Origin of the sequence: Streptomyces sp. SKN60, assembly GCF_026236535.1 — a bacterium.
In the GTDB taxonomy this organism is placed as follows: Bacteria; Actinomycetota; Actinomycetes; order Streptomycetales; family Streptomycetaceae; genus Streptomyces.
Genome location: NZ_JAHTMW010000025.1, coordinates 17,525 through 39,614, shown reverse-complemented (window position 1 = coordinate 39,614; position 22,090 = coordinate 17,525). Strand labels below are relative to the sequence as shown.

Sequence of the window (22,090 nt, the reverse complement as noted above, 5' to 3'; positions counted from 1 at the left end):
GGGCGGGCCGCCGGACAGGTTTGCGCAGCGCCGGTACGGACCCCGGCGGGGCCGCGTACTCTGTCCCCCACCAACCGCCCGCCGCACGAGAGAGCCCCCACAGCCATGCCCACATCTCAGGACATGACGACTGAGTTCGACCCCGGTCTCCTCGACGCCCTCCAGCACCAGGTGGCCGTCTTCGCCCGACGGGCCGAGCAGACCCGCCTCGGCGGCACCGGACAGCTCCGCAACTCCATGGACCGCGCCGCGTACCTGCTGCTCAACCGGCTCGACCGGGAGGGCCCGATGGGCGTGAAGGCGCTCGCCGCGGGCATGGGCATCGACTCGTCGACGGTGACCCGGCAGGTCGCCCCGCTCGTCGACACCGGCCTGGTCAAGCGCACCTCGCACCCCGAGGACGGGCGCGCGGTGGTGCTCCAGCTGTCGCCGCGCGGCCAGGCCCGCCTGGAGGAGGTCCGGGCCTCGCGCCGCCAGCTGATGGTGGAGGTCACGGAGGGGTGGACGCCCACCGAGCGCGAGTCGTTCTGCGCGCTGCTCACCCGCTTCAACACCGCGCTCTCGGCCCGCCAGTCGGGGGTGCCGGCGCCCGCCGACCCGGCCGCCTCCACGTCGTGACCCGTCGCGGCGACCGGTCGTGGCCCGTCGCGTCCAAGTCGTGACCTCGCACCCCGTCCACGGGGCTTGACCGGGACCGCGCACCGGTCTCAACTGGGGGCGTGCGAGAGCCCGCAGACGGCCAGACCGGCGAACACGCGCGGCGCACCCGGGAGTTCAACGCGTTCGCGGCCGGGGCGTCGGGCCGGCTGCTGCATGCCGCGACGCTGCTCACCACCGAGCCGGACCGCCGCAATCCGCTCGCCCAGGCCCTGCTGACCGCCGCCCTGGCGCACACCTACGCCCACTGGGACCGGCTGCGCGGCGAGGACCCGTACGAGTTCACCCGCTCCGAGCTCGCCACCCGCTTCGCGCGCACCGCCTGGCGCCACCACAAGGGCCGCGGCGGGGTGCTCTCCGCGCTCACCCCGCAGGAACGCCTGGTGGTCGTGCTGCGGCTGTACGAGGGCGTCGCCGAGGAGCAGACCGCGGCGCTGCTCGGGGTGCCGGAGGACCGGGTACGGGCCATCTGCGCCCGTTCCGTGAGCACCCTGCGGGCCGCCTCGTGAACCGGCACGAGCGCAAGGAGGACGAGGTCCGCCGGCTGCTCTCGGCCGGCCGGCCGCAGGTCCCCGGCGACCTCGCCGCCCGGGCGGTGGCCCGCGGTGTGCGGCTGCTCCGCCGGGACCGGGCGCTGCGCCGGATCGGCTGGACGCTGCTGGCGCTCGCCGCCGTCGCCTTCCTGGTCTGGGCCTCGGTGGCCCGCCCCTGGGAGGTTCCGCCGACGGACGTGACGCCCCCGCTCGAAGGCTTCTGAGAACCGGCCTAGCCTGGAGGAAGAGGCGGGGTACAGGAGGTCGACATGGCCAGGAAAGCAACCGACTGCCGGGACTTCCCCAGCGTCTCCAACTGCTCGATGTACATGGCGGGCGAGGAGGACGAACTCCTGAAGGCGGCCATCGCGCACGTGATCGCCGTGCACGGGCACACCGACAGCCCCCAGCTGAGGGAGGACGTCAAGGCGAGCATGAAGGACCCGGTGCCCGGCTCCTGAACGCGCACGGGCCGGCCTCCAGGGCGGAGGCCGACCCGTACTCGTACTCGTACTCGTAAAACTCGTACCCGTGCTCGTGAAAGCGCAGGTGACTAGCCCAGCGCCGCGCGCAGGTCGGCGATCAGGTCGTCGGCGTTCTCGATGCCGACGGAGATGCGGACCAGGTCCGCCGGGACCTCCAGGGCGGAGCCCGCGACGCTCGCGTGGGTCATCCGGCCCGGGTGCTCGATCAGGGACTCGACGCCGCCGAGGGACTCGCCCAGGGTGAACAGCTTGGCGCGGTTGCAGACCTCGACCGCCGCCTGCTCGCCGCCCTGGACGCGGAACGACACCATGCCGCCGAAGGCGCGCATCTGCTTGGCCGCGATCTCGTGGCCGGCGTGCTCCGGCAGACCCGGGTAGAGGACCTGGGTGACCTTCGGGTGCTGGGTCAGCATGTCGACGACCTTGCCGGCGTTCTCGCTGTGCCGGTCCATGCGGACGGCGAGGGTCTTGATGCCGCGCAGCACGATCCACGAGTCGAACGGGCCGGCGACCGCGCCCATCGCGTTCTGGTGGTACGCCAGCTCCTCGCCGAGCTCCGCGTCGGCCGCGACCAGGGCGCCGCCGACGACGTCGGAGTGGCCGCCCATGTACTTGGTGAGCGAGTGCACGACGACGTCCGCGCCGAGCGACAGCGGCTGCTGCAGGTACGGCGAGGCGAAGGTGTTGTCGACGACCAGCTTCACGCCGGCCTGGCGGGCCACGCCCGCGACGGCCTCGATGTCGGTGATGCCGAGCAGCGGGTTGGAGGGGGTCTCCACCCAGACCAGCTTGGTGCGGTCGTTGATCGCGGCGCGCACCTCGGCCACGTCGGACGTGTTGGCGACGGAGAAGTCGACGCCCCAGCGCTGGACGACCTTGGCGAACAGGCGGAAGGTGCCGCCGTAGGCGTCGTTGGGGATGACGACGTGGTCGCCGGGGACGAGGAGGGTGCGCAGCAGGCAGTCCTCGGCGGCGAGGCCGGAGGCGAAGGCGAGGCCGCGACGGCCGCCTTCCAGGGCCGCGAGGTTCTCCTCGAGGGCGGTCCGGGTGGGGTTGGCGCTGCGGCTGTACTCGTAGCCGCCGCGGAGCCCGCCCACACCGTCCTGCTTGTAGGTGGACACCTGGTAGATGGGCGGGACGACCGCGCCGGTCAGCGGGTCGGCGGTGTTGCCCGCGTGGATGGCGCGGGTCTCGAAGCTCTGGTGGGAGTGCTGGTCGCTCATGAGGCAGGAGCGTAGTCCGGTGGCGGCGCTGTCGCCGCCCGATGGGACGGCCCGTCTCACCAGGCGTGCCGGGGCGTCTCAGCAGGTGTGCCGGGGCGTCCTGGACAATGGGCGCATGGAGATTCTGTGGTTCCTGATCGCCCTCGGCCTGATCTTCGGTGTCCTGGGCCCCTTCGTGTTCCGCCGGCGGGCCGGCGGCATCCGGCAGGTGGCCCCCGGATCGCCGGACGCGGCCGATCCGGCGGCGTACGGATTCCTGCGCCAGGAGGAGCAGGACGTACGGCTGCCGGGGCCCGACCGGGATCTCCTGGACGTGCTCGACGTGGTGCAGGCGACGCAGGACTGGCGGGCCGCCTCGCAGCTCCTGAAGGGCACCGAGCAGCAGGGCGAGCTGCGCTGGCAGCGGGTGCAGGCCTTCGCGGGCGCGGCCTCTCTGGAGCTGGCCGAGAAGCCCGGCGTGGGCGGCGCGTGGCTGCGCGCCTGGCACGCCGAGGCGCCGAAGGACGCGGGCGGCGCGCAGGTGTACGCGGAGTTCCTGGTGCAGCAGGCCTGGCGGTCCTCGACGGCCGGCAGCGACGACTTCCGGGTCATCCTGGAGGAGGCCCGCAAGGCGTGCGAGGAGGCCGCGCTGCTCGCGCCGGGCGACCCCGTGCCGTACATCTCGCAGCTCGCGGTGGCCCGTGGACTCGGCTACTCCCACGAGGAGTTCGACCTGCTGTGGGCCAAGGTGATCGACCGCGCACCGGAGCACATGGGGGCGCATCTCGCGGCGCTGCACTACTGGTGCGAGAAGTGGCACGGCTCGCGCGTGGAGGCGGACCACTTCGCGACGACGGCCGCGGCGCGTGCGCCGCAGGGTTCGCTGCTCGCCGCGCTGCCGCTGTTCGCGGTCTTCGAGAACCGGCCGGAGATCGTGGTCGGCGTGGACTTCTACCGTACGGCCGTGGTGTCGAAGGCGGTCGACGGCGCGATGTACGCGGTGCACTCGGCGCGGGTGGACGACCCGATGCTGGCGCACGTACGCCATCTGCTCGTCGAGTTCCTGATGGGCCAGGAGCGGTGGGCCGAGGCCATGCGGCTGCTCGTGAAGGTGGACGGGTACGTGGGCGCGCTGCCGTGGACGCTGCGCGACGACCCGGCGCTCGCGTACACGGTGCACCGGAACCTGGTGGTGGCGGGCTACGAGTCGGACGGCGGGAGCCCGGCGACGCTGTCGAGGTGACCGGGGGCGTGGAGGGAAGGGGCGGGGGAATCCCGGCCGGGCCCGGCGCGTTGTGCTGAGGGCCTGGCCCACCCGTCGAGGAGAGATGCCGCATGTTCCTGTCCCGCACCCCCGTCCTCCCCACCCCCGACCAGGCCCTGGGCGGGCGGCCCGAGCCCGCGTTCGCCGTCCCGGAGCGGCACACGGTCCTCGGCACCCCGCTGCTCGGCCCGTACCCGGAGGGGCTTGAGGTCGCCGACTTCGCCCTGGGCTGTTTCTGGGGCGCCGAGCGCAAGTTCTGGCAGACCGAGGGCGTGTACACGACCCTGGTCGGCTACCAGGGCGGCCACACCCCGAACCCGCTGTACGAGGAGGTGTGCTCCGGTCTCACCGGTCACACCGAGGTCGTCCGGGTGGTCTTCGACCCGTCGAAGGTGTCGTACGAGCGCCTGCTGAAGCTGTTCTGGGAGTCCCACGACCCCACCCAGGGCTTCCGCCAGGGCAATGACGTCGGCACCCAGTACCGCTCGGCCGTCTACACCCACTCCCCCGAGCACCAGACCGCCGCCGAGGCCTCCCGCGCCGCCTACCAGCAGGTCCTGGCCGGCTCCGGCTACGGCGAGATCACCACCACCGTCCTCCCGGCCGAGGACCGCCCCTTCTACCCGGCCGAGCCCTACCACCAGCAGTACCTGGACAAGAACCCGGCGGGCTACTGCGGCATCGGCGGCACGGGCGTGTCGTGCCCGATCGGCGTGGCGAAGGCGGAGTAGGACGCGGCGGGGCGGAGCCGTACGGGTCAGGGCGCGGCCCGCTCCTCGCGCGGGTCCCTGAGGACCAGGAGCAGCAGGCCGGCCGCGCCGCCGACCAGCCAGCTCGCGCAGGAAGCGGATGCCCGGCGTCGCTCCGCGCCACCCGCCGAACGGCAACCGGTCCGCCCACGCGTGCAGGCGGTGGGCAGCGCCCCGGAAGTCCGTGGCCACGATCCAGCCGAACGCGGTCGCGCCCACGCCCCACACCAACGAGAACCCGGCCCCGTCCGTCATCCCGGCCCCCCATCGCGTTCCGCCCCTGCCGCCCTTGCCGTCCCTGACGCTAGGCCTCCGCGCGGCCCGCCGGGATGCCGGACTCCGGCAGTGATGAGGGCTCCCGGCTGCCGGATGTCACAGAACGGCGGGCCGGTTCGTCTCCTCTCGGGGAGAGTGGGGGGGCGGGACCTGTGCGGGTGGTGCGAGGAGGAATCGGGATGAGTGGGGCGAGCGGGAGCGCGGGGGCGGCGGCGGAGGCCGGGGAGGTACGGGTCTTCGAGGGGCTGCGGCCGCTGCTGTTCTCCATCGCGTACCGGATCCTCGGCAGCGTCGGCGAGGCCGAGGACGCCGTGCAGGAGACCTGGCTGCGCTATGCCACCGCGCCGAATCCGCCCGTCTCGCCCAAGGCCTTCCTGTCCGCGACCGTCACCCGGATCTCGATCGACGTGCTGCGCTCGGCCCGGGTGCGGCGCGAGCAGTACGTCGGGGACTGGCTGCCGGAGCCGCTGCTCGCCGATCCGTACGAGGACCCCGAGCGCGCGGCCGAGCTGGCCGACTCGGTGTCGATGGCGGCGCTGCTGCTCCTGGAGCGGCTGAGCCCGCTGGAGCGGGCGGTGTTCGTGCTGCGCGAGGTGTTCGGCTTCGGGTTCCCCGAGGTGGCGGAGGCGGTGGACCGTTCGGAGGCGGCCTGCCGGCAGCTCGCCGTACGGGCGCGCCGGCACATGGCGGCCGGGCAGGCCAGGTTCGAGGCGGACCGGGTGGAGCGGGAGGAGCTGGCGGCGCGGTTCTTCGACGCCCTGCAGGCGGGCGAGGTGGACGGGCTGCGGGCGCTGCTCTCCGCCGATGTGCAGCTGGTCGGGGACGGCGGCGGCAAGGCGCCGGCGCTGTCGCGGACGCTGGTCGGCGCGGAGCCGGTGGCCCGGCTGCTCACCTCGTACATCGGCCGGCTGTCTCTGGTGGACGCGTCCTTCGAGGCCCGCGAGGTCAACGGCGGCCCCGGCGCGGTGTTCCGCGACCGGGACGGCCGGGTGCTGTTCATCTGGGCCCTGGACGTCGTCGACGGGCAGGTCCGGACGGTCCGCGCGATCACCAACCCCGACAAGCTCGACCACGTGGGGCCGGTGGCGGACGGCTGGAAGGTGGCCGCCGAGGTCCAGGAGCGGCAGCGCGCGGAGCGCCGCCGGCAGCGGGAGGAACCCGGCAAGCCCTGAGCCCGGAGCCCTCAGGACCGGGCGGCGGCGCGCAGCCGGGCGCCGGTGGCGGCGGCCGCGTACCCCTCGGGCACGCCCTCGATCAGCAGCACGTCGCCGTTCATGTGGCGGGTGCGCAGCGGGATCAGCTCCTGGTAGGCGGCGGAGTCGTACCAGCCGCGGGCGTCCTCGTACGTCGGGAAGCCGATGATCACGACGGCGCCGGGCCAGCTGCCCTCACGCACCTCGCGCTCGGGCGCGCCGTGGACGAGGAAGCGCCCGCCGAAGGGGTCCAGGGTGTCCTGGATGCGCTCCATGTAGGCGAAGACCTCCTCGTCGAGGACGGGCTTCGGGTGCAGGTTTCCGATGGCGTATGCGGTCATGGGAACAGCGTGCCGGGGCATGCCGTACGGGTCGATTACCCCGCAGGTCATGCCCCGGCGACACCGGACGGCGGCAGGCTCAGATCGTCGACGCGTCGATCACGAAGCGGTAGCGCACGTCGGACGCCTCCACCCGCGCGTACGCCTCGTTGACCTGGTCCGCGGTGATCAGCTCGATCTCGGCGCCCAGGCCGTGCGCCGCGCAGAAGTCCAGCATCTCCTGGGTCTCCTTGATGCCGCCGATCATCGAGCCGGCCAGCGTCTTGCGGCCGCCGATGAGGGAGAAGAGGCCGACCTTGACCGGCTCCTCCGGGGCGCCGACGTTGACCAGGGCGCCGTCGGTCTTGACGAGGCTCAGGTAGGCGTCGAAGTCGAGCGGCGCGGAGACCGTGGAGATCACCAGGTCGAAGCTGCCGCGCAGGGCCGTGAAGGTCTCCGGGTCGCTGGTCGCGTAGTAGTGGTCGGCGCCCAGCTTGAGGGCGTCCTCCTGCTTCTTCAGCGACTGGCTGAGCACGGTCACCTCGGCGCCGAGCGCGTGGGCGATCTTGACGCCCATGTGGCCGAGGCCGCCGAGGCCGACGATGGCGACCTTCTTGCCGGGGCCGGCCTGCCAGTGGGCGAGCGGCGAGTAGAGGGTCACGCCGGCGCACAGCAGCGGCGCGGCGGCGTCCAGCGGGATGCCCTCGGGGATCCGCAGGGTGTAGTTCTCGTCGACGACGATGTGGGTGGAGTAGCCGCCGTAGGTCGGCTCGCCGTACTTGTCGATGCTGTTGTACGTGCCGGTGCCGCCCGTGACGCAGTACTGCTCCAGGCCCTGCTCGCAGTACTCGCACTCGCGGCAGGAGTCGACGAAGCAGCCGACGCCCACCCGGTCGCCGACGGCGTGCTTGGTCACGCCGGGGCCGACCTCGGTGACGATGCCGGCGATCTCGTGGCCCGGCACCATCGGGAAGATGCCCTCTCCCCAGCCGTTGTGGGCCTGGTGGATGTCGGAGTGGCAGATGCCCGCGAACTTGATCTCGATGAGCACGTCGTGCTCGCCGACGGCGCGGCGCGGCACGGTGGTGCGCGCGAGCGGGGCGTCGGGGGCGGGGGCGGCGATGGCGGAAACGTGGGTGGTCATGGCAGCGAGACTGCCGAAGGTTTCCGGTCTCACCCAGACCACTGTTCTGCCTACGACCGGCGTGCCTACCACTGGCAGGGTCAGGAACGTCCGTCCGGTGCCGGCCGCGAACGGGAATACTGGGGAGGTATGGACCTCAGCTCCGAACTCAGCGAATTCCTCCGCACCCGCCGCGCCCGGCTGAAGCCGCAGGACGTCGGGCTGCCGGAGTTCGGCCGGCACCGCCGGGTGCCGGGCCTGCGCCGGGAGGAGCTGGCGCAGCTGGCCGGGGTCTCCGTGGCGTACTACACCCGCCTTGAGCAGGGCAACGGCAAGAACGTGTCCATGGAGGTCCTGGACTCGATCGCGCGGGCGCTGCGGCTCAGCGACACCGAGCGGGCGCATCTGACGCACCTGGCGAAGCCGACCATGAAGAAGCGGCAGCGGGCGGCGGCCAACCGCCCGCAGAAGGTGCGCCCGGGCCTTCTGCACCTCCTCGACTCCATGGAGGCCATCCCGGCCTTCGTGCTGGGGCGGCGGGGCGACATCCTGGCCTGGAACCGGATGGCGCGGGCGCTGATGGGCGACTTCGCCGCCTGGGAGCCGCGCGAGCGGAACATGGCCCGGATGGTCTTCCTCGATCCGAACGCGCGTGATCTGTACGTCGACTGGGAGTGCAAGGCGACCGAGGTCGTGAGCGTGCTGCGGCTGTACGCCGGGATGAACCCGGACGATCAGGAGCTGCTGTCCCTGGTGGGCGAACTGTCGGTGCGCAGCGAGGAGTTCCGCTCCCTGTGGGCGGCGCACACGGTGACCGACAAGGGGCACGGCACGAAGCGGCTGCGGCACCCGCTGGTGGGCGAGATGACGCTGGCGTACGAGTCGCTGAAGATCTCGGGCGACGACCCGGACCTGATGCTGGTGACCTACCACGCGGAGCCGGGCTCGCCGTCCGCGGACGCGCTGCGGCTGCTCGCGCAGTGGGGTGTGGACGAGCCCGTGGACGTACCGAAGTAGCGGCACGGACACGAAGCGGCCCCCTCGTCTCCGGGAGACGAGGGGGCCGCCTTTCGCGTGCCGTACGGCGGATCAGACCGCCGTACGCATCAGACCGCGGAACCGGCCTTCCACGCCGACCAGTTCATGTTCCAGCCGTTGAGGCCGTTGTCGGGCGCGATCGTCTTGTCGGCGGAGTTCTTGACGATGACGACGTCGCCGACGATCGAGTTGTTGAACAGCCAGGCGGCCTGCTGGTTCGGGTCGCCGGCGCCCTTGACGTCGGCGAGGCCCACGCAGCCGTGGCTGGTGTTGACGCTGCCGAAGATGGAGCGGGCACCCCAGTAGTTGCCGTGGATGAAGGTGCCGGAGGTGGACAGGCGCATGGCGTGCGGCACGTCCTTGATGTCGTACTCGCCCTTGCCGTCGTCGTCCGTGAAGCCGACGGTGGCGCCGTTCATCCGGGTCTCCTTGAACTTCTCGGAGATCACCATCTGACCGTTGTAGGTGGTGTTCTCCGGGGAGCCGGCGGAGATCGGGATGGTCTTGATCGTGCGGCCGTCCTGGGTGACGGTCATCGTCTTGGTCTTCACGTCGACCGTGGAGACCTGGTTGCGCCCGATCTTGAAGGTGACGGTCTTCTGCTGGACGCCGAAGACGCCGTTGGCACCCTCGACGCCGTCGAGGTCGAGCTTCAGGGTGACCGTGGAGCCCTCGGTCCAGTAGTTCTCGGGGCGGAAGTCGAGCCGCGTCGAGTTGAACCAGTGGCCGACGACCTCCTGGCCGGAGCTGGAGCTGACGGTGATCCCGCCCTGCACGGCCTTCTTGTCGGTGATCGCCTTGTTGAAGTTGATCGAGACGGGCATTCCGACGCCGACCGTCGAGCCGTCCTCCGGCGTGAAGTTGCCGATGAAGCTGTTGGCCTTGGTGACGGTGGTGAAGGAGGCGTTCTCGTGGGCCTCCAGGCCGTCGGCGTCCTTGGCGGTGGCGGCGATCTTGTAGACCGTGCCGCGCTCCAGCTGGCCGGTGGGCTTCCAGCTCAGCCCGTCGGCCGATATCTGCCCCTCGACGGTCTTGCCCTCGGCCGAGGTCATGGTGACCTCGGTGAGCTTGCCGGCGGTGACGGCGACCTTGGCGTCGTCGTTGATCGACGCGTTCTGCGCACCGTTCTTGGGCGTGATGGTGATCTGCGCCTTGGAGGTCTTCTGCGCGGCGGCCTCGTCGACCTGGGCCTGCGACTGGGCGCTCTGCGAGGCGTCGGCGGCGCTGCCGCCCTTGTCGCTGTCGCTGCACGCCGAGAGCACCAGCACGCCGCCGAGCACCGCGGCCGCGGCGGCCAGGCTCTTACGGCGCTTGCCGTCCGTCATCACACGCTTCTCCATCGTCGCCGACTACCTGCCATTTCCCACTGAAACACCCATGAGAACCCGTCCGGTTCCGTAACCGGCGGGTATGTGGGGAACACCACTGATCCACACGCCCACTGATCCACACGTCCCGGCGGAGCGTTCGGTTCCCGACCTGCTCCCCTACCCCGGCAAAGGGCCGGAAAAGAGTGCGTGGACGCGAAAAAGGCCCCGGGACGCCGGGCCGCCGGCATCCTGGGGCCCTCAGGGGCGGCCCTGGTGCCGGTCAGTCGCCGGCGCGCGCCGGTTCGTCGTCGTCTTCCCACCCCTCATCTTCGTCGTCGAGGTCCCACTCCTCCGCATCGGGGTCGTAGTCGACCTCCTCGGTGCTCCAGGAGGCCTGGACCAGGTCGACGCCGGGCACGCCGGCGACCACGTCGAAGGGCTCGACGAGATACGCGAGGGCCTCCGCGCTGTCCTCGGCGACGGCGGCGCGGGCGTGGGTCCGCTCCTCCTCCGGCATGGAGGTGTCGGCGTCGATCCGGGCCAGCGCGGCATCGGTGACCTCGGCGGGTCCTTCGATCTCCAGGACGAGATCGACCCGAAGCCGTACATAACGTGATGTCTCGGAAGTACTCATGGGCGGAGCGTAAAGCGCGGGAGGGTCTCGGGTTTCCCGCGACCCGCTGTGTTCAATACCATCAGCGCACCTACCAATTCGCGGTTTCCGCAAGGGGGATCGAATACCCGTGTCCGTCGCTCGACGCCCGCTGCTCACCGCCACCGCCGCCGGGACACTGCTCTGCGCGCTGTGGTTCGTGCCGAACGCGAACGCCACCGGGGAGCAGAGCAGAGACGGCGCCACCACGCAGTCCGCCTCGGCGGAGGACGAGGGCGTGGTCGGGGCCGGCACGCGGCTCGCCGAGACGGGCGGCCCGAACACCACTCCGTACCTGCTGGGCGGGTCGCTGTTCCTGGGCGTGGGGGCCGGTTTCGTGACGCTGGCGATGCGGCGGGGCGGCCGGGCCTCCTGAGGCCGTGAGCCCCTTGACATACGGAAGGGCCGCCCCCGGACTCGGGAGCGGCCCTTCCGCGGTCTTCCGCGTTACGCCAGAGGGCCGGTGACCGGCTCCACGGCGGCGACCAGGCGGCCGGCCCGTACGAAGGCGTCGGCGGCGGCCAGGTCGGGGGCGAGGAAACGATCCGGCCCGGGGCCGGCGACACCGGCGGCGCGCAGCGCCTCGATGGCGGCGGCGGAGGCCGGGGCCGGGCTCAGGCCGTGGCGCAGCTCGATGCCGCGGGTGGCGGCGTAGAGCTCGACGGCGATGATCCGGGTGAGGTTGTCGATGGCGGTGCGCAGCTTGCGGGCGGCGGACCAGCCCATGGAGACGTGGTCCTCCTGCATCGCCGAGGACGGGATGGAGTCGGCGGAGGCCGGGACGGCGAGCCGCTTCATCTCGCTGACCAGGGCGGCCTGCGTGTACTGGGCGATCATCAGGCCCGAGTCCACCCCGGCGTCGTCGGCGAGGAAGGGCGGCAGGCCGTGCGAGCGGTTCTTGTCGAGCAGCCGGTCGGTGCGGCGCTCGGCGATGGAGCCGAGGTCGGCGGCGGCGATGGCGAGGAAGTCGAGGACGTACGCGACGGGGGCGCCGTGGAAGTTGCCGTTGGAGCGGACCTCGCCGCTGGGCAGCACGATCGGGTTGTCGACGGAGGCGGCGAGCTCGCGCTCGGCGACCAGGCGGGCGTGCGCCATGGTGTCGCGGCCGGCGCCGGCGACCTGCGGGGCGCAGCGCACCGAGTAGGCGTCCTGGACCCGGGGGGCCTCGCCGCTCTGGTAGTGGCCGGTGAGCTCGGAGCCCTTGAGGACGGCGAGCATGTTGGCGGCGGAGTCGCCCTGGCCGGGGTGCGGGCGGACGGTGTGCAGCTCGGGCTCGAGGACCTTCTCGGTGCCGAGCAGCGCCTCCAGGGAGAGGGCGGCGGTGACGTCGGCCGACTTGTAGAGGTTGTCGAGGTCGGCGAGGGCCATGATCAGCATGCCGAGCATGCCGTCGGTGCCGTTGAGGAGGGCGAGGCCCTCCTTCTCGCGGAGCTCGACGGGCTCGATGCCGGCGGCGGCGAGCAGCTCGCCGGCCGGCTTCACCTCGCCGTCGGGGCCCTCGGCGTCACCCTCGCCCATGAGCGCGAGCGCGCAGTGGGAGAGCGGCGCGAGGTCGCCGGAGCAGCCGAGGGAGCCGTACTCGTGGACGACCGGGGTGATGCCGGCGTTGAGCACGTCGGCCATGGTCTGGGCGACCTCGGGGCGGACGCCGGTGTAGCCGGAGGCGACGGTCTTGAGCCGCAGGAACATCAGCGCCCGGACGACCTCGCGCTCGACCCGCGGGCCCATGCCGGCGGCGTGCGAGCGGACGATGTTGCGCTGCAGCTGGGTGCGCAGGTCATGCCCGATGTGGCGGGTGGCGAGCGCGCCGAAGCCGGTGGAGACGCCGTACACCGGCTCGGGCTTGGCGGCGAGCGCGTCCACGGTGGCGCGGGCGGCAGCGAGCGCCTGGACGGCGTCGGATGACAGCTCGACGCGCGCGCCGTGGCGGGCGACGTCGATGACGTCCTGCGGGGTGGTGCCGGACGTCCCAAGGACGACAGTCTGCATATCCATATTCAGAACCTTACGGATTGAAGAGCGACCTGTCACTAGGTGACTTTGTCATCGGTCCGCGAGCACTCGACCCCTTACCGGCGGCGATGGGCCCCTTACGGGCGCCGGGGCGGGCACTGAGGCACGCCAAGGAGCGGACGGAGCGGTTCCAGTCTGACGTGTGGGGCGCTCAGCGGCCCAGCAGACGGCGCCAGAGGGGGCGGGAGGAGCGGGCCGCCTCGCGCATCAGCGCCAGGGTCCCGGCGTACTCGACGACGTCGGGGTGGGAGGGGCCGAGGACGCTCCGCAGCTCGGCGACCGCCCGGCCGAGCAGGGCGACGGCCTCCGCGCGGCGGCCCAGGTCCCAGTAGCTGACGGCAAGGTTGCCCCGCAGGAAGGACGTCTGGTGGTGCTCGGCGCCGAGCAGCCGTTCGGCGTCCGCGAGCGCCCGTTCCTTCAGCGCCACGGCCTCGACCGGCCTTCCGGCGTTGTGGTAGGCGGCGGCCAGGTTGTTCCGTACGCCCAGGAGCGCGGGGTGGTCCGGCCCCACCGCCTCCTCCATCTCCACGAGGGCCTGCTCGGCCAGGACGAGGGCCTCGGAGAGCCGGCCCGTCTCCTGGAGGTAGGCCGCCAGATTGGCGCGCGCCTGGGCGGTGTCCGCGCCGCCGGGCCCGAAGAGCCGGTCCCGGTCGGCGACGACCTGCTCCATCAGGGCCACGGCCTCCGGGAGCCGTCCGGCGATCGCGTAGGAGGTGGCGAGATCGGCGCGGGTGACGAGGGTGTCGTTGTCCTCGGGCCCCAGCACGCGCTCGCAGGCGGCCAGCACGCCCTCCTCCACCTCGATGGCCTCGGCGACGCGACCCGTCCGCGAGTACGCTTCGGCGAGGCGCGCGAGGGCCTGCAGGGTGTCGGGGTGTTCGGCGCCCAGAAAGGCCGCGCAGGCGTCGGCGACCGCATCCCAGTAGGCCGTCGCGGCGCCGAGCCGCCCCTCCCTGAACAGACTGAACCCGGCCGTGAACACCAGCTGCCGGCAGTCGATCACGTCCCACACCAGCGGGCCCACGGCCGCCGCGAGACTGACCGTGTTGGCGCGCAGGACCGCGGCCAGCTCCCAGTCCGGCCGCTCCGGCTCCGGCCACAGGAACTGCAGCGCCTCGGCCGCCGCCTCCGCCAGGCCGGCGAACTCCTCCTCGGGGGTCGTCTCCCGTACCGCCCGGGCCGTCAGGGCGTGCATCCGGACCGTCCCCGCACGGCTGTCGCAGGCCAGCAGGGCGTACCGGTGGAGGACGCGCAGGCTCGCACGGATCTCCTCGGGCTCGTGGTCGCCGAGCGGGTCGAGGTGGTCGAGCACCGCCTCCGTCTCCCACAGGGCCTCCGGATGCCCTGCCGGGTCCAGGAGGGCGGCCAGCCGCAGGATCGGCCGGGCGAGGCCGGCCGGGTCGGCGGCCTCGGCCGCGTCGAGGGAGAGCAGGAGGGTGGTGGCCACCGCGCGCCCGTACCCCTCGGCGTCGGCGGACGGCGGCAGCGCGTCGCCGAGGGACGAGCGGCGGAAGAGGTCGAGGTAGGCGGCGCAGCCGAGGCCACTGTTGAGCATGTACGCGGCGGCGTGCCCGAGCGCGAGCGGGAGGTGGCCGAGCTCCCGGGCCAGCTCCTCCTCCGCGCCGTCCGCGAGCGCGGGTTCGTCCGCGAGGCGGGCCCGCAGATAGGCGACCGCCTCGGCGGGCTCGTACACGTCCACGGAGACCCGGCGGCGGCCCCCGCCGGTGAGCCGGGCGTCGTGGAGGCGGGTGGTGGCGAGGACCCAGCCCGTACCGGTGCGGCTGCTCGGCCACCAGCCGTCGACGGTCTCCGGGTCGCCGATGTCGTCGAGGACGACGAGCCAGCGGCGGTCGGTGGTGGCGAGCCAGGCGAGGAACGCGCGGGCGTCGGCCTCCGGGTCCTCACCGGCCGCGCCGGGCGCGGCGATGCGCTGCGCGGCGCGCGCGTAGAGCGTGATGACCTGCTGGAGCTCGCCGGCCGGCACCCACACCACCAGGTCGGTGCCGTCGGCGACGGCCCCGGCCGCGTACGCGGCGGCGAGCTGCGACTTGCCGACCCCGCCGCCGCCCGACAGGACCTGCGTCAGCACCGCCGTACCGCCCTCGGCCCGTACCGCGTCGATGCGTTCGCGCAGTCCGGCGCGCGGCTGGAAGGCGGAGGCGAGCGCGGGTACGGAACCGACCTCGACGGGCCACTCGACCGCCGGGGCGTCCGGGGCGGGGGCCTGCTGGACGACGACGGAGCTGTACGGGCCGAGCGCGCTGTACGCGACATCGCCCCCGACCGAGACGCGCGGGTCCTTCCGGCGCCGCCAACGGCTCACCGGCGCTCGCTCTCGTCACCGAGCGCGCTGTCGCGCACGTCCCCGAGGATCACGGTGCTGTCCCGGCCGCCGCTGACCCCGTCCACGGGCGGGCGCGGAGCGCCGCCGGACGGCGGGGCAGGAGCGGGGGCCGGGGTGGTGGGCGGCCCGGTGACCTTCGACCCGCGCCCGAGGGCGCTGCCGGTGACGCTCCCGTCGATGACCGTGGCACCGCGCCCGGCCCGTATGCGGCGCCCCTGCCCGGCGGGCTGCGCCGTGACGACGGTGAACCCGGCGAGCAGCACGCTCACCACGGCCCCGGCCACGCTCGCGATCTTCTCGCCCTGCTCCAGGTCCATCACGAGCACGACCACGACGAGCCCCGCGGCGAGCACCGCCGCGAGCCCGGCCACGACCCACCTGACGCCTGTCATGACCCCGCCCCCTCCCCCATAACCCCGACACACTCTGCTCGACAGGCTAGGGCGCGGACGGCGCCCAGGTGTGCGGGACGCAGAACTCGCCGGGCCGGCGGTGCGAGCCCTCAGCCCGAACCGCCGGCCCGTGCTCCGCCGACCAGCGCCTCGCCGAGCGGGGTGCGCCGGTAGAGCACCGACCGTCCGGAGCGGGCGCGGACGAGCAGCCCCGCGCTGCGCAGGATGGCGAGGTGGTCGCCCACCGCGCCGGGTGCCATGGCGAGGCTTCGGGCGAGGTGGCTGGTACTGGCCGGGGCGTCGAGCGCCAGCAGCAGCCGGGCTCGGGCGCGGCCGACCAGGGCGGTCAGCGCGTCCGGTCGCGGGACGGTCTCCTGCTCGCCCCACAGGGCGGCGGTGCCGCGGGCCCGGTAGACCAGGGTCCTGGGCCAGGGGTCTTCCATGTGGGCGGCGACATGCCCGACGAAGACCGAAGGGATCACCAGGAGCCCGTCGCCGGCGAGGCGAATGGTTCCGCCTCGGAGGAAGCCGATCTCGATGCCGCCCTCGCGCCAGGCGATGCCCGGGTGCAGGCTCTCGATCGTCGTGGCCCACCCGTGTTCGCCGATCACCCCCACCCGGTGCACGACATCGCGCTCACAGATCGCGCGCATTTGCGGCCAGTCGGCGGCGAGCAGCTCGTGCCACGCCCGGTCCATCGCCTCGGCGATCCTGGGGACGGCGTCCGGCGAGTCGAGCACCGCGCGTGCGCGGGGATCACGGGCGTACGGTCCGGTCGCGGTGGAGGCCCACTCCTGGCGGGCCGCCTCCAGCGGTGTGGCCCGGATCGTGGCCAGGTCGTCCGCCCAGGTCTGGTTGAGGCCGCGCGGGGGCGGGGCGACGAAGTTCGGTCCGGACAGCGGGGTGTGCAGGGCGAGGACGGCGTCGAGTTCGGTCTCGCGGCGGAGCCGTTCGAAGGCCGGCCGGAGCCGGGCGTCCCAGGCCCGCGGCAGCGGCCGGTCCTGGCCGGCGAGCGAGCGCAGCAGCAGGCAGAGGTCCAGCGCGGGCGACAGGGCGAAGCGGCTGCGCAGCAGGTCGTCGACGGAGACTTCGAAGCGGAGCACCCCGCCAGGCTACCGGCGACGACCGCTTCGATTCGTCCAGCGACGAATCATTGGTGAGTGGCGTGCGTACGCGGCGAGGTTGGGCGTCATGACCCCGACCGCCGGGCCCGCACCCGCACCCGCACCCGCACCCGCACCCGTGCAGGGCAACGACCGCGCCACCTACCGGGAGGTGCTTGCCGAGCCGCGATTCCGGCTGCTGTTCTCGACCCGTACCGTCGCGATCACCGCGGGCGCGCTGCGGATCACCACGTTCTCGGTGCTGGTCTTCGCGTCCACCGGCTCCCCGCTGCTGAGCGCGCTGGCCTTCGGCATCGGCTTTCTCCCTCAGCTGTTCGGCTCGCTGCTCCTCGGCTCGCTGGCCGACCGCCTGCCGCCCCGCGCGCTCATCACCGGCGGTTACGTGTTGGAGGGCGCCGCCGCCCTGCTGCTCGCCCTGGTACGGATGCCGGTCGCGGCAAGTCTCGGCGTCGTGGCCCTTGTCGCCCTGGCCACACCGGTGTTCGGCGGCGCGTCGGGCCGGCTGGTCGCGCAGTGGCTGGCGGGCGACGCGTACGTACTGGGCCGTTCGCTGAACAACATCGCCGGCTCCGGCGCGCAGTTGCTCGGTCTGGCGCTGGGCGGCGCGGCCGTCGCCGTACTCGGCCCGCGCCGGGCGCTCGCGGTGAGCGCCGCCCTCTACCTCGGCTGCGCGCTCGCGATCCGCCTCCGGCTGCCCCGACTGCCCCGACTGCAACCGGGGGAGTCCGACGGCGGGGCCGTCCGCGCAAGCCTGCACGGTGCCGGCCGGCTGCTGCGCGGACGCACCGTACGACGTCTGATGCTGGCCCAGTGGCTGCCACCCGCGTTCGTCGCGGGCGCGGAAGGCCTGATCGTCGCCTACGCGGGAGGACGCGGGTTCGCGCCCGGCTGGTACGCGGTGCTGATGGGCTGTCTGCCGGTCGGCATGCTCGTCGGTGACCTGCTGGTCGGTCGACTGCTGCGGCCACCCACCCGGGAGCGACTCGTCGTCCCGCTGGTCGCGCTGATGGGACTGCCCCTGGTCGGCTTCGGCACCGAGCCCGGCGTGGGCGTCTCGTCCTGCCTGCTGCTGCTCTGCGGCTTCGGATTCGCCTACGGCCTCGGCCTGCAACGGCCGTTCCTGGACGCCCTGCCGCCGGACGGCCAGGGCCAGGCCTTCGGCCTGCTCGGCTCCGGCGGCATGACGCTGCAGGGCGCCGGCCCGGCCTGCTTCGGCGCGGTGGCCGCGGGCATCGGAACCGGCGGCGCGATCGCCCTGGCGGGCGGCGCGACGGCGCTCGCCGCCGGCTGGCTCCTCACCTGGCACCCCTCTGACCACAAGCAACCCATGAAAGGCCCATCCGCATGATCGACGAATTCGCGAAGGACCACCTGCACAACCGACTGCGGCGGGACCGCGAGGCGCTCCTCTGGAAACTCGACGGCCTGTCCGAATACGACGCCCGCCGGCCTCTGGCGGCGACCGGGACCAACCTCCTCGGCCTGGTCAAACACGTGGCCACCGTCGAGGCCCGGTACTTCGGCGAGGTCTTCGACCGCCTCTCCCCCGAACCGCTGTGCCGGTGGCAGGACCACGACGGCAGCGATCAGTGGGCGGCGGAGGACGAGACCCGCGAGGAGATCATCGCCTTCTACCGGCGCACCTGGGAACACGCGGACGCGACGATCACCGCGCTCCCCCTCGACGCCCCCGGCCACGTGCCGTGGTGGTCGGAGCCGTCCCCCAACACGAACCTCTTCGCCGTCCTCCTCCATGTCCTCACCGAGACCATCCGGCACACCGGCCACGCCGACATCCTGCGCGAGAGCGTCGACGGCCGGACCGGGCTGCGCCCCGAACACGAGCGACCGATCGACGAGGAGGCCCGCGCGGCCTACTTCACGAAGCTCGAACAGGCCGCCAGATCGGCCGCTCACATCAAGGCGTAGCGGCTGTCCCCCCGGCCCCCGAAAGGGCCGGTACGGGAGGCCACTTGGGCAGGGAAAACGCAACTTCGACATGGTCCGGGGAGACGGCTACCTTCACGTGGTCCTCGGCGATCACCCACGGTCGCAAGGGAGTTCCTGCAGGCTCAGCCAACCGGGAGACACACGTGCCCCATCCCCACCTTGCCCTCTACACCTTCGGCGTCCTGAAGTCGCCGCTCGCCGATCCCACACCCCTCACCCACGAACTCCACGACAGCGGCAGGGCCATCTACCCCGAGATCAGCCGGCACCCCGGATACCTCGCCCGCGCGCAACCGGCGGACGCCGGCCAGGGCACGCACTTCGACCTGGACTGGGGTGCGTGGGGCGAGTTCACCGTACCGACCTGGTACGACAAGGGCCGTACGGTGGAGACCATCGCCATGGACGCGACCCTCTCCCTCTGGACCGACCTGCCCTCCGCCTTCGACGCCATCTACACCGGCCTCCACCGTGCGGCGCTGAACAGGCGCCACGACTGGTTCGAGCGGACGGGACGCCCGAGCCACGTCCTCTGGTGGGTCCCCGCCGGCGCGACCCCCACCTGGCAGGACGGCGTCTCCCGCCTGAAACACCTCCACGCCCACGGCACGGCCGCACCGCACGCCTTCACCTTCCAGCGCCCCTTCAGCCCGGACGGAACTCCCGCCAAGATCAAGGGATCCGCCCACTGAGAGCGCGTTTCAACTCAGCACGGAGCCCAAGTATGGGTTTCGGTAACGGTGTTGGGTGGCTGGAGCCGGGACGTCAAAGGCCCTTCTTCGCCGCATCCAGTTCGTCCTGCTGCATCTGCGCCTCGACCCTCGCGTGGATCGCCTTCTTCTTCGCGTTGCCCAGCGCGGTGCTCCCTTCGAGCTCGTCACGGCTGTGCTGGTGCAGCGGGTGGGAGTAGTGCCGGAAGTTGTCGGGCGTCGCCCGGGTGCCCCCTTCGACGCGCTCCGTGGCGAAGAAGTGCCCGATCGCGTCACGGAGCATCGCCCGGTCCCGCTCCCCGAAGGCGCCCGCCCACGTGCCGTCGGTGACCTTCTCGTCGTCCGTCCTGGCCTCACCGAGGAAAGCCCGGCCGTACCGCGGACCGAGGATCGCTTCCAGCTTCCCGCCGCGCTCCCAGCCCTTGGACGGGTATTTTTCCACGTCCTTCTCGTTGTCCACAGCGGCGCCGTTCTTGGGCCTGGGCTGGTTCGGGGAGATGTCGATCGACAGGGTCTTGATCCCGGCGAAGGCGAACTGATCGGTGACGCCACTGCGCATGCCGATCGCGCCGACGATCGTGAAGTTCTCCTTGAGGTAGCTCAGCAGTGCCAGCTCGCTGCGACGGCCCTTCATTCCTTCCCATTCCCAGTACTTGAGCAGGTGCGGACCGGGGACGGTGTCCGGTTCCGGATGGCCGCCGATGAGGACGGGCTGCGCACCCCCGAGGTCGGGGTGGTCTCTGATCATGCTCTGGAGCTGGGCCAGACCGTCCCGCCCGGTGTCGAGCGCGGGAGCGTTCCCCTCCCCGGTGTGGCCGCTGTCCCGATAGTTCACGATGACGTACGGGACACCCGGCGCGAACCTGCTCAGCGGGTGACTAGGATTCGAGCGAGCGGAGTTGAAAGCCTCTGCGGTGGTGGCATCCGGAGCCGCGTAGTCGCGGTAGAAGTTCTGCATCCGCGTCGCGTCGCCCCCGGCGCCGACCCAGGCTCCCCGCTCCAGCATGCCGCTCTTGAACTTGTTGGTGGAGATGTTCTCCCCGCCGCCGTGCGCGAGCCCGAGGCTCTCCCCGGACTTCTTGGTGAAGAAGACCCGGTTGGGCCCCAGATCCTCGTGGAGCTGGTACATGTGCGTGGCTTTGCGGGCGATGGCACGCTTCGCGCGGGGGCGGTCGTCTCTCTCGTCGGCCAGCCTGCGCTCGGTTTCGGCTTCGATTTCCCGCTCCATGTTCCTGGCGTAGGCACCCAGAATCTCTGCCTCTGCCGCCTCGACCTGAAGGTCCGCCTGCTGCTTGCGCCACTTCTTCGGCGGGATGGTGACACCGTCCGGAACGACCAGATTATTGCTTCCTTGCTGGATCTCCCGCTTTCTGACCTTGAAGGCGTTGTCGCGTACACGCTTTGCTTCAAGTTTCGCCGGGGTGTTCTCCTCCGTCATCCTCGCGGTGCGCACGGAGCCAGCGATGCGAGGGCGGTCGGCCTCCTCGTCGAAGTCGTCCAGCAGGCCGTACATGAGGAGCTTGAGGCCCGGGTCGAGGAGCATGGCGGCCCGGACGTGGTACATGTCGCCGGAGTGGCCCGCGTTCACGACGAGTGTGTTGTCGGCATTCAGCCCGTGGGCGATCGCCTCCTCCGGGGTGCTGATCTCGGTGCCGTACGCCGGAGCGGTCGCGACCGCCGTCTCCTGCGCGGACGGTACGGAGGAGGACGAAGAGCTCGTCGTCTGCTCCGGATCCGTCGGCACGCGCTGGACGGAAGGTGCGGAGGACCGCGTCCCCCCGGCCGTACGCTGCGCGGGCTCGGCGACGGCACCCGCCACCGGAACCGGAGCCGAGCCCGACAGCGCACGCCGGGCGTTTGCCTCGGCCTCCCGCTCGAAGCGGTCCGAGGGGTCGGAGACGCGCAGACCGGAGCCGTTGTCAGTGCCGGAGACCGGGCCCTGACGCTGCTGGATGACGTGCGTCAGCTCATGCGCGAGGGTGTGGCGGTCGCCGCCGCCGTCGCCGATGACGATGTGGTTGCCGGAGGTGTACGCGCGGGCGCCGACCTCGGCTGCGGACGCGCGGGCGGCCCTGTCGTTGTGCACGCGCACGTCGGAGAAGTCGGCGCCGAGCCGGGACTCCATGTCGGCGCGGGTGCCGTCGTCGAGGGGGCTCCCCGAGCTGCGCAGGACGTCGTGCACGGCGGAACGCTGTACGGGGGCGGGCGCGGCCTCGGAGCTCTGCGCGTGGCCGCAGCCGGCGCCGTGCTGGTGCCGGGACTCCTCGACCAGCCGGGAGACGGCGGCGTTGCCGATCGTGCGCTGGAGGGCGAGGACCGTCTGCGGGGACAGGACACCGCCGACACCGGTAGTGGGGGTGACTGCGCCGCCGCGCGGCCCGTCACGACGAGCACCCGCCTCTGCCCTCGTCGCGGTCGACGGCTTCCGTGCGTCCTTGGCGTGCATGGAAATCCCCCTGAAGGGTGTGGTACGGGTACGTCCTTCCTGTCTAGTCGGCGGGGCCGACGGGGCACAACGACCGCCAGGGCAACGTCCGATGGGCGAACGGGCAACCCGGGCCTGGGTGGTGGATCTTCACGATCTGAGCGCAGAAGGAGCGGGCTCTACCGGGCCCAGGTCTCTGAGGTGCTGGGGGCGGGGGTTTCCAGTGGGCTTCTGGTGGGGCCGCCCTCGCGGGTGGCCACCGCACCTGTCAACGGCCGGCGTCCCGTCCCGGCAGTCCCCCTTCCGGCCAGCCGCAGAGCAGCGCGAGCC

At 72.4% G+C, this 22,090-nt stretch carries 22 protein-coding genes; 12 read left to right on the top strand and 10 right to left on the bottom strand.

The features are described from left to right. Positions 1-105: 105 nt before the first annotated feature. The 4 genes from KV205_RS31215 to KV205_RS31200 all read left to right on the top strand — a co-directional run bounded on the left by KV205_RS31215 (position 106) and on the right by KV205_RS31200 (position 1,651). Positions 106-618, top strand: coding sequence for a MarR family winged helix-turn-helix transcriptional regulator (locus KV205_RS31215; RefSeq protein WP_265868173.1), 513 nt, complete (start codon positions 106-108; stop codon positions 616-618). Between the two features lie 101 nt (positions 619-719). After that, a complete protein-coding gene (locus KV205_RS31210; RefSeq protein WP_265868172.1) occupies positions 720-1,166 on the top strand; it encodes a sigma factor-like helix-turn-helix DNA-binding protein in 447 nt (148 codons plus the stop codon). After that, entirely contained in the window at positions 1,163-1,414 is a 252-nt protein-coding gene (locus tag KV205_RS31205; protein WP_265868171.1) for a hypothetical protein, read from the top strand. Before KV205_RS31210 ends, KV205_RS31205 begins: the two co-directional genes overlap by 4 nt. Before the next feature lie 45 nt (positions 1,415-1,459). Next, positions 1,460-1,651 carry a DUF1059 domain-containing protein gene (locus KV205_RS31200; RefSeq protein ID WP_265868170.1) on the top strand — a complete coding sequence of 64 codons (192 nt, stop codon included), beginning with the start codon at positions 1,460-1,462 and terminating at the stop codon, positions 1,649-1,651. A 92-nt stretch (positions 1,652-1,743) separates the two neighbouring features. Here the strand turns inward: KV205_RS31200 and KV205_RS31195 are convergent, their stop codons facing one another. Next, the gene (locus KV205_RS31195) at positions 1,744-2,898 is read right to left on the bottom strand and encodes a cystathionine gamma-synthase (protein WP_265868169.1); all 1,155 of its coding nucleotides are present in this window, start codon (positions 2,896-2,898) and stop codon (positions 1,744-1,746) included. 115 nt (positions 2,899-3,013) lie between these two features. Between KV205_RS31195 and KV205_RS31190 the strand changes: the two genes are divergently transcribed. The 3 genes from KV205_RS31190 (at position 3,014) to KV205_RS31180 (ending at position 6,338) form a co-directional block, all read left to right on the top strand. Then, on the top strand, positions 3,014-4,120 hold the full coding sequence (locus KV205_RS31190; RefSeq protein ID WP_265868167.1) for a hypothetical protein: 1,107 nt from the start codon (positions 3,014-3,016) through the stop codon (positions 4,118-4,120). Between the two features lie 92 nt (positions 4,121-4,212). After that, complete coding sequence (msrA, locus tag KV205_RS31185; protein ID WP_265868166.1) at positions 4,213-4,872, top strand: peptide-methionine (S)-S-oxide reductase MsrA; 660 nt, start codon at positions 4,213-4,215, stop codon at positions 4,870-4,872. A 473-nt stretch (positions 4,873-5,345) separates the two neighbouring features. After that, the gene (locus KV205_RS31180) at positions 5,346-6,338 is read left to right on the top strand and encodes an RNA polymerase sigma-70 factor (protein ID WP_265868165.1); all 993 of its coding nucleotides are present in this window, start codon (positions 5,346-5,348) and stop codon (positions 6,336-6,338) included. An 11-nt stretch (positions 6,339-6,349) separates the two neighbouring features. Here the strand turns inward: KV205_RS31180 and KV205_RS31175 are convergent, their stop codons facing one another. Both KV205_RS31175 and KV205_RS31170 read right to left on the bottom strand, forming a co-directional pair. Beyond that, on the bottom strand, positions 6,350-6,700 hold the full coding sequence (locus tag KV205_RS31175; RefSeq protein ID WP_265868164.1) for a DUF1330 domain-containing protein: 351 nt from the start codon (positions 6,698-6,700) through the stop codon (positions 6,350-6,352). Positions 6,701-6,779: 79 nt separating this feature from the next. Beyond that, positions 6,780-7,823, bottom strand: coding sequence for an NAD(P)-dependent alcohol dehydrogenase (locus KV205_RS31170; protein ID WP_265868163.1), 1,044 nt, complete (start codon positions 7,821-7,823; stop codon positions 6,780-6,782). A gap of 129 nt (positions 7,824-7,952) precedes the next feature. Between KV205_RS31170 and KV205_RS31165 the strand changes: the two genes are divergently transcribed. Continuing rightward, complete coding sequence (locus KV205_RS31165; RefSeq protein WP_265868161.1) at positions 7,953-8,819, top strand: helix-turn-helix transcriptional regulator; 867 nt, start codon at positions 7,953-7,955, stop codon at positions 8,817-8,819. Between the two features lie 89 nt (positions 8,820-8,908). Here the strand turns inward: KV205_RS31165 and KV205_RS31160 are convergent, their stop codons facing one another. Both KV205_RS31160 and KV205_RS31155 read right to left on the bottom strand, forming a co-directional pair. Beyond that, entirely contained in the window at positions 8,909-10,180 is a 1,272-nt protein-coding gene (locus KV205_RS31160; protein WP_265868160.1) for an Ig-like domain-containing protein, read from the bottom strand. Positions 10,181-10,430: 250 nt separating this feature from the next. Then, complete coding sequence (locus KV205_RS31155) at positions 10,431-10,784, bottom strand: hypothetical protein (RefSeq protein WP_265868158.1); 354 nt, start codon at positions 10,782-10,784, stop codon at positions 10,431-10,433. A 109-nt stretch (positions 10,785-10,893) separates the two neighbouring features. Here KV205_RS31155 and KV205_RS31150 point away from each other — a divergent pair, with 109 nt between their 5' ends. Continuing rightward, positions 10,894-11,178: an LAETG motif-containing sortase-dependent surface protein gene (locus tag KV205_RS31150; RefSeq protein WP_265868157.1), complete on the top strand. Its 285-nt coding sequence runs from the start codon at positions 10,894-10,896 to the stop codon at positions 11,176-11,178. 71 nt (positions 11,179-11,249) lie between these two features. On the opposite strand, the gene hutH is transcribed toward KV205_RS31150, so the two are convergent. The 4 genes from hutH to KV205_RS31130 all read right to left on the bottom strand — a co-directional run bounded on the left by hutH (position 11,250) and on the right by KV205_RS31130 (position 16,654). Next, the gene (hutH, locus tag KV205_RS31145) at positions 11,250-12,791 is read right to left on the bottom strand and encodes a histidine ammonia-lyase (protein WP_265868224.1); all 1,542 of its coding nucleotides are present in this window, start codon (positions 12,789-12,791) and stop codon (positions 11,250-11,252) included. 175 nt (positions 12,792-12,966) lie between these two features. Beyond that, positions 12,967-15,138, bottom strand: coding sequence for a tetratricopeptide repeat protein (locus tag KV205_RS31140; protein WP_265868156.1), 2,172 nt, complete (start codon positions 15,136-15,138; stop codon positions 12,967-12,969). Beyond that, positions 15,135-15,551 (bottom strand): hypothetical protein, encoded by a 417-nt coding sequence (locus KV205_RS31135; RefSeq protein ID WP_265868155.1) that lies wholly within the window; start codon positions 15,549-15,551, stop codon positions 15,135-15,137. Before KV205_RS31135 ends, KV205_RS31140 begins: the two co-directional genes overlap by 4 nt. 110 nt (positions 15,552-15,661) lie before the next feature. Further along, complete coding sequence (locus tag KV205_RS31130; RefSeq protein ID WP_265868153.1) at positions 15,662-16,654, bottom strand: helix-turn-helix transcriptional regulator; 993 nt, start codon at positions 16,652-16,654, stop codon at positions 15,662-15,664. Positions 16,655-16,742: 88 nt separating this feature from the next. Between KV205_RS31130 and KV205_RS31125 the strand changes: the two genes are divergently transcribed. The 3 genes from KV205_RS31125 (at position 16,743) to KV205_RS31115 (ending at position 19,317) form a co-directional block, all read left to right on the top strand. Beyond that, complete coding sequence (locus KV205_RS31125; RefSeq protein WP_265868151.1) at positions 16,743-18,023, top strand: MFS transporter; 1,281 nt, start codon at positions 16,743-16,745, stop codon at positions 18,021-18,023. After that, positions 18,020-18,604: a DinB family protein gene (locus KV205_RS31120; protein ID WP_265868150.1), complete on the top strand. Its 585-nt coding sequence runs from the start codon at positions 18,020-18,022 to the stop codon at positions 18,602-18,604. The genes KV205_RS31125 and KV205_RS31120 overlap by 4 nt, the downstream gene beginning before the upstream one ends. Positions 18,605-18,768: 164 nt before the next feature. Beyond that, positions 18,769-19,317: a DUF3291 domain-containing protein gene (locus KV205_RS31115; RefSeq protein WP_265868149.1), complete on the top strand. Its 549-nt coding sequence runs from the start codon at positions 18,769-18,771 to the stop codon at positions 19,315-19,317. A 73-nt stretch (positions 19,318-19,390) separates the two neighbouring features. Here the strand turns inward: KV205_RS31115 and KV205_RS31110 are convergent, their stop codons facing one another. Then, entirely contained in the window at positions 19,391-21,781 is a 2,391-nt protein-coding gene (locus KV205_RS31110; protein ID WP_265868148.1) for a DUF4157 domain-containing protein, read from the bottom strand. Positions 21,782-22,090 lie beyond the last annotated feature (309 nt).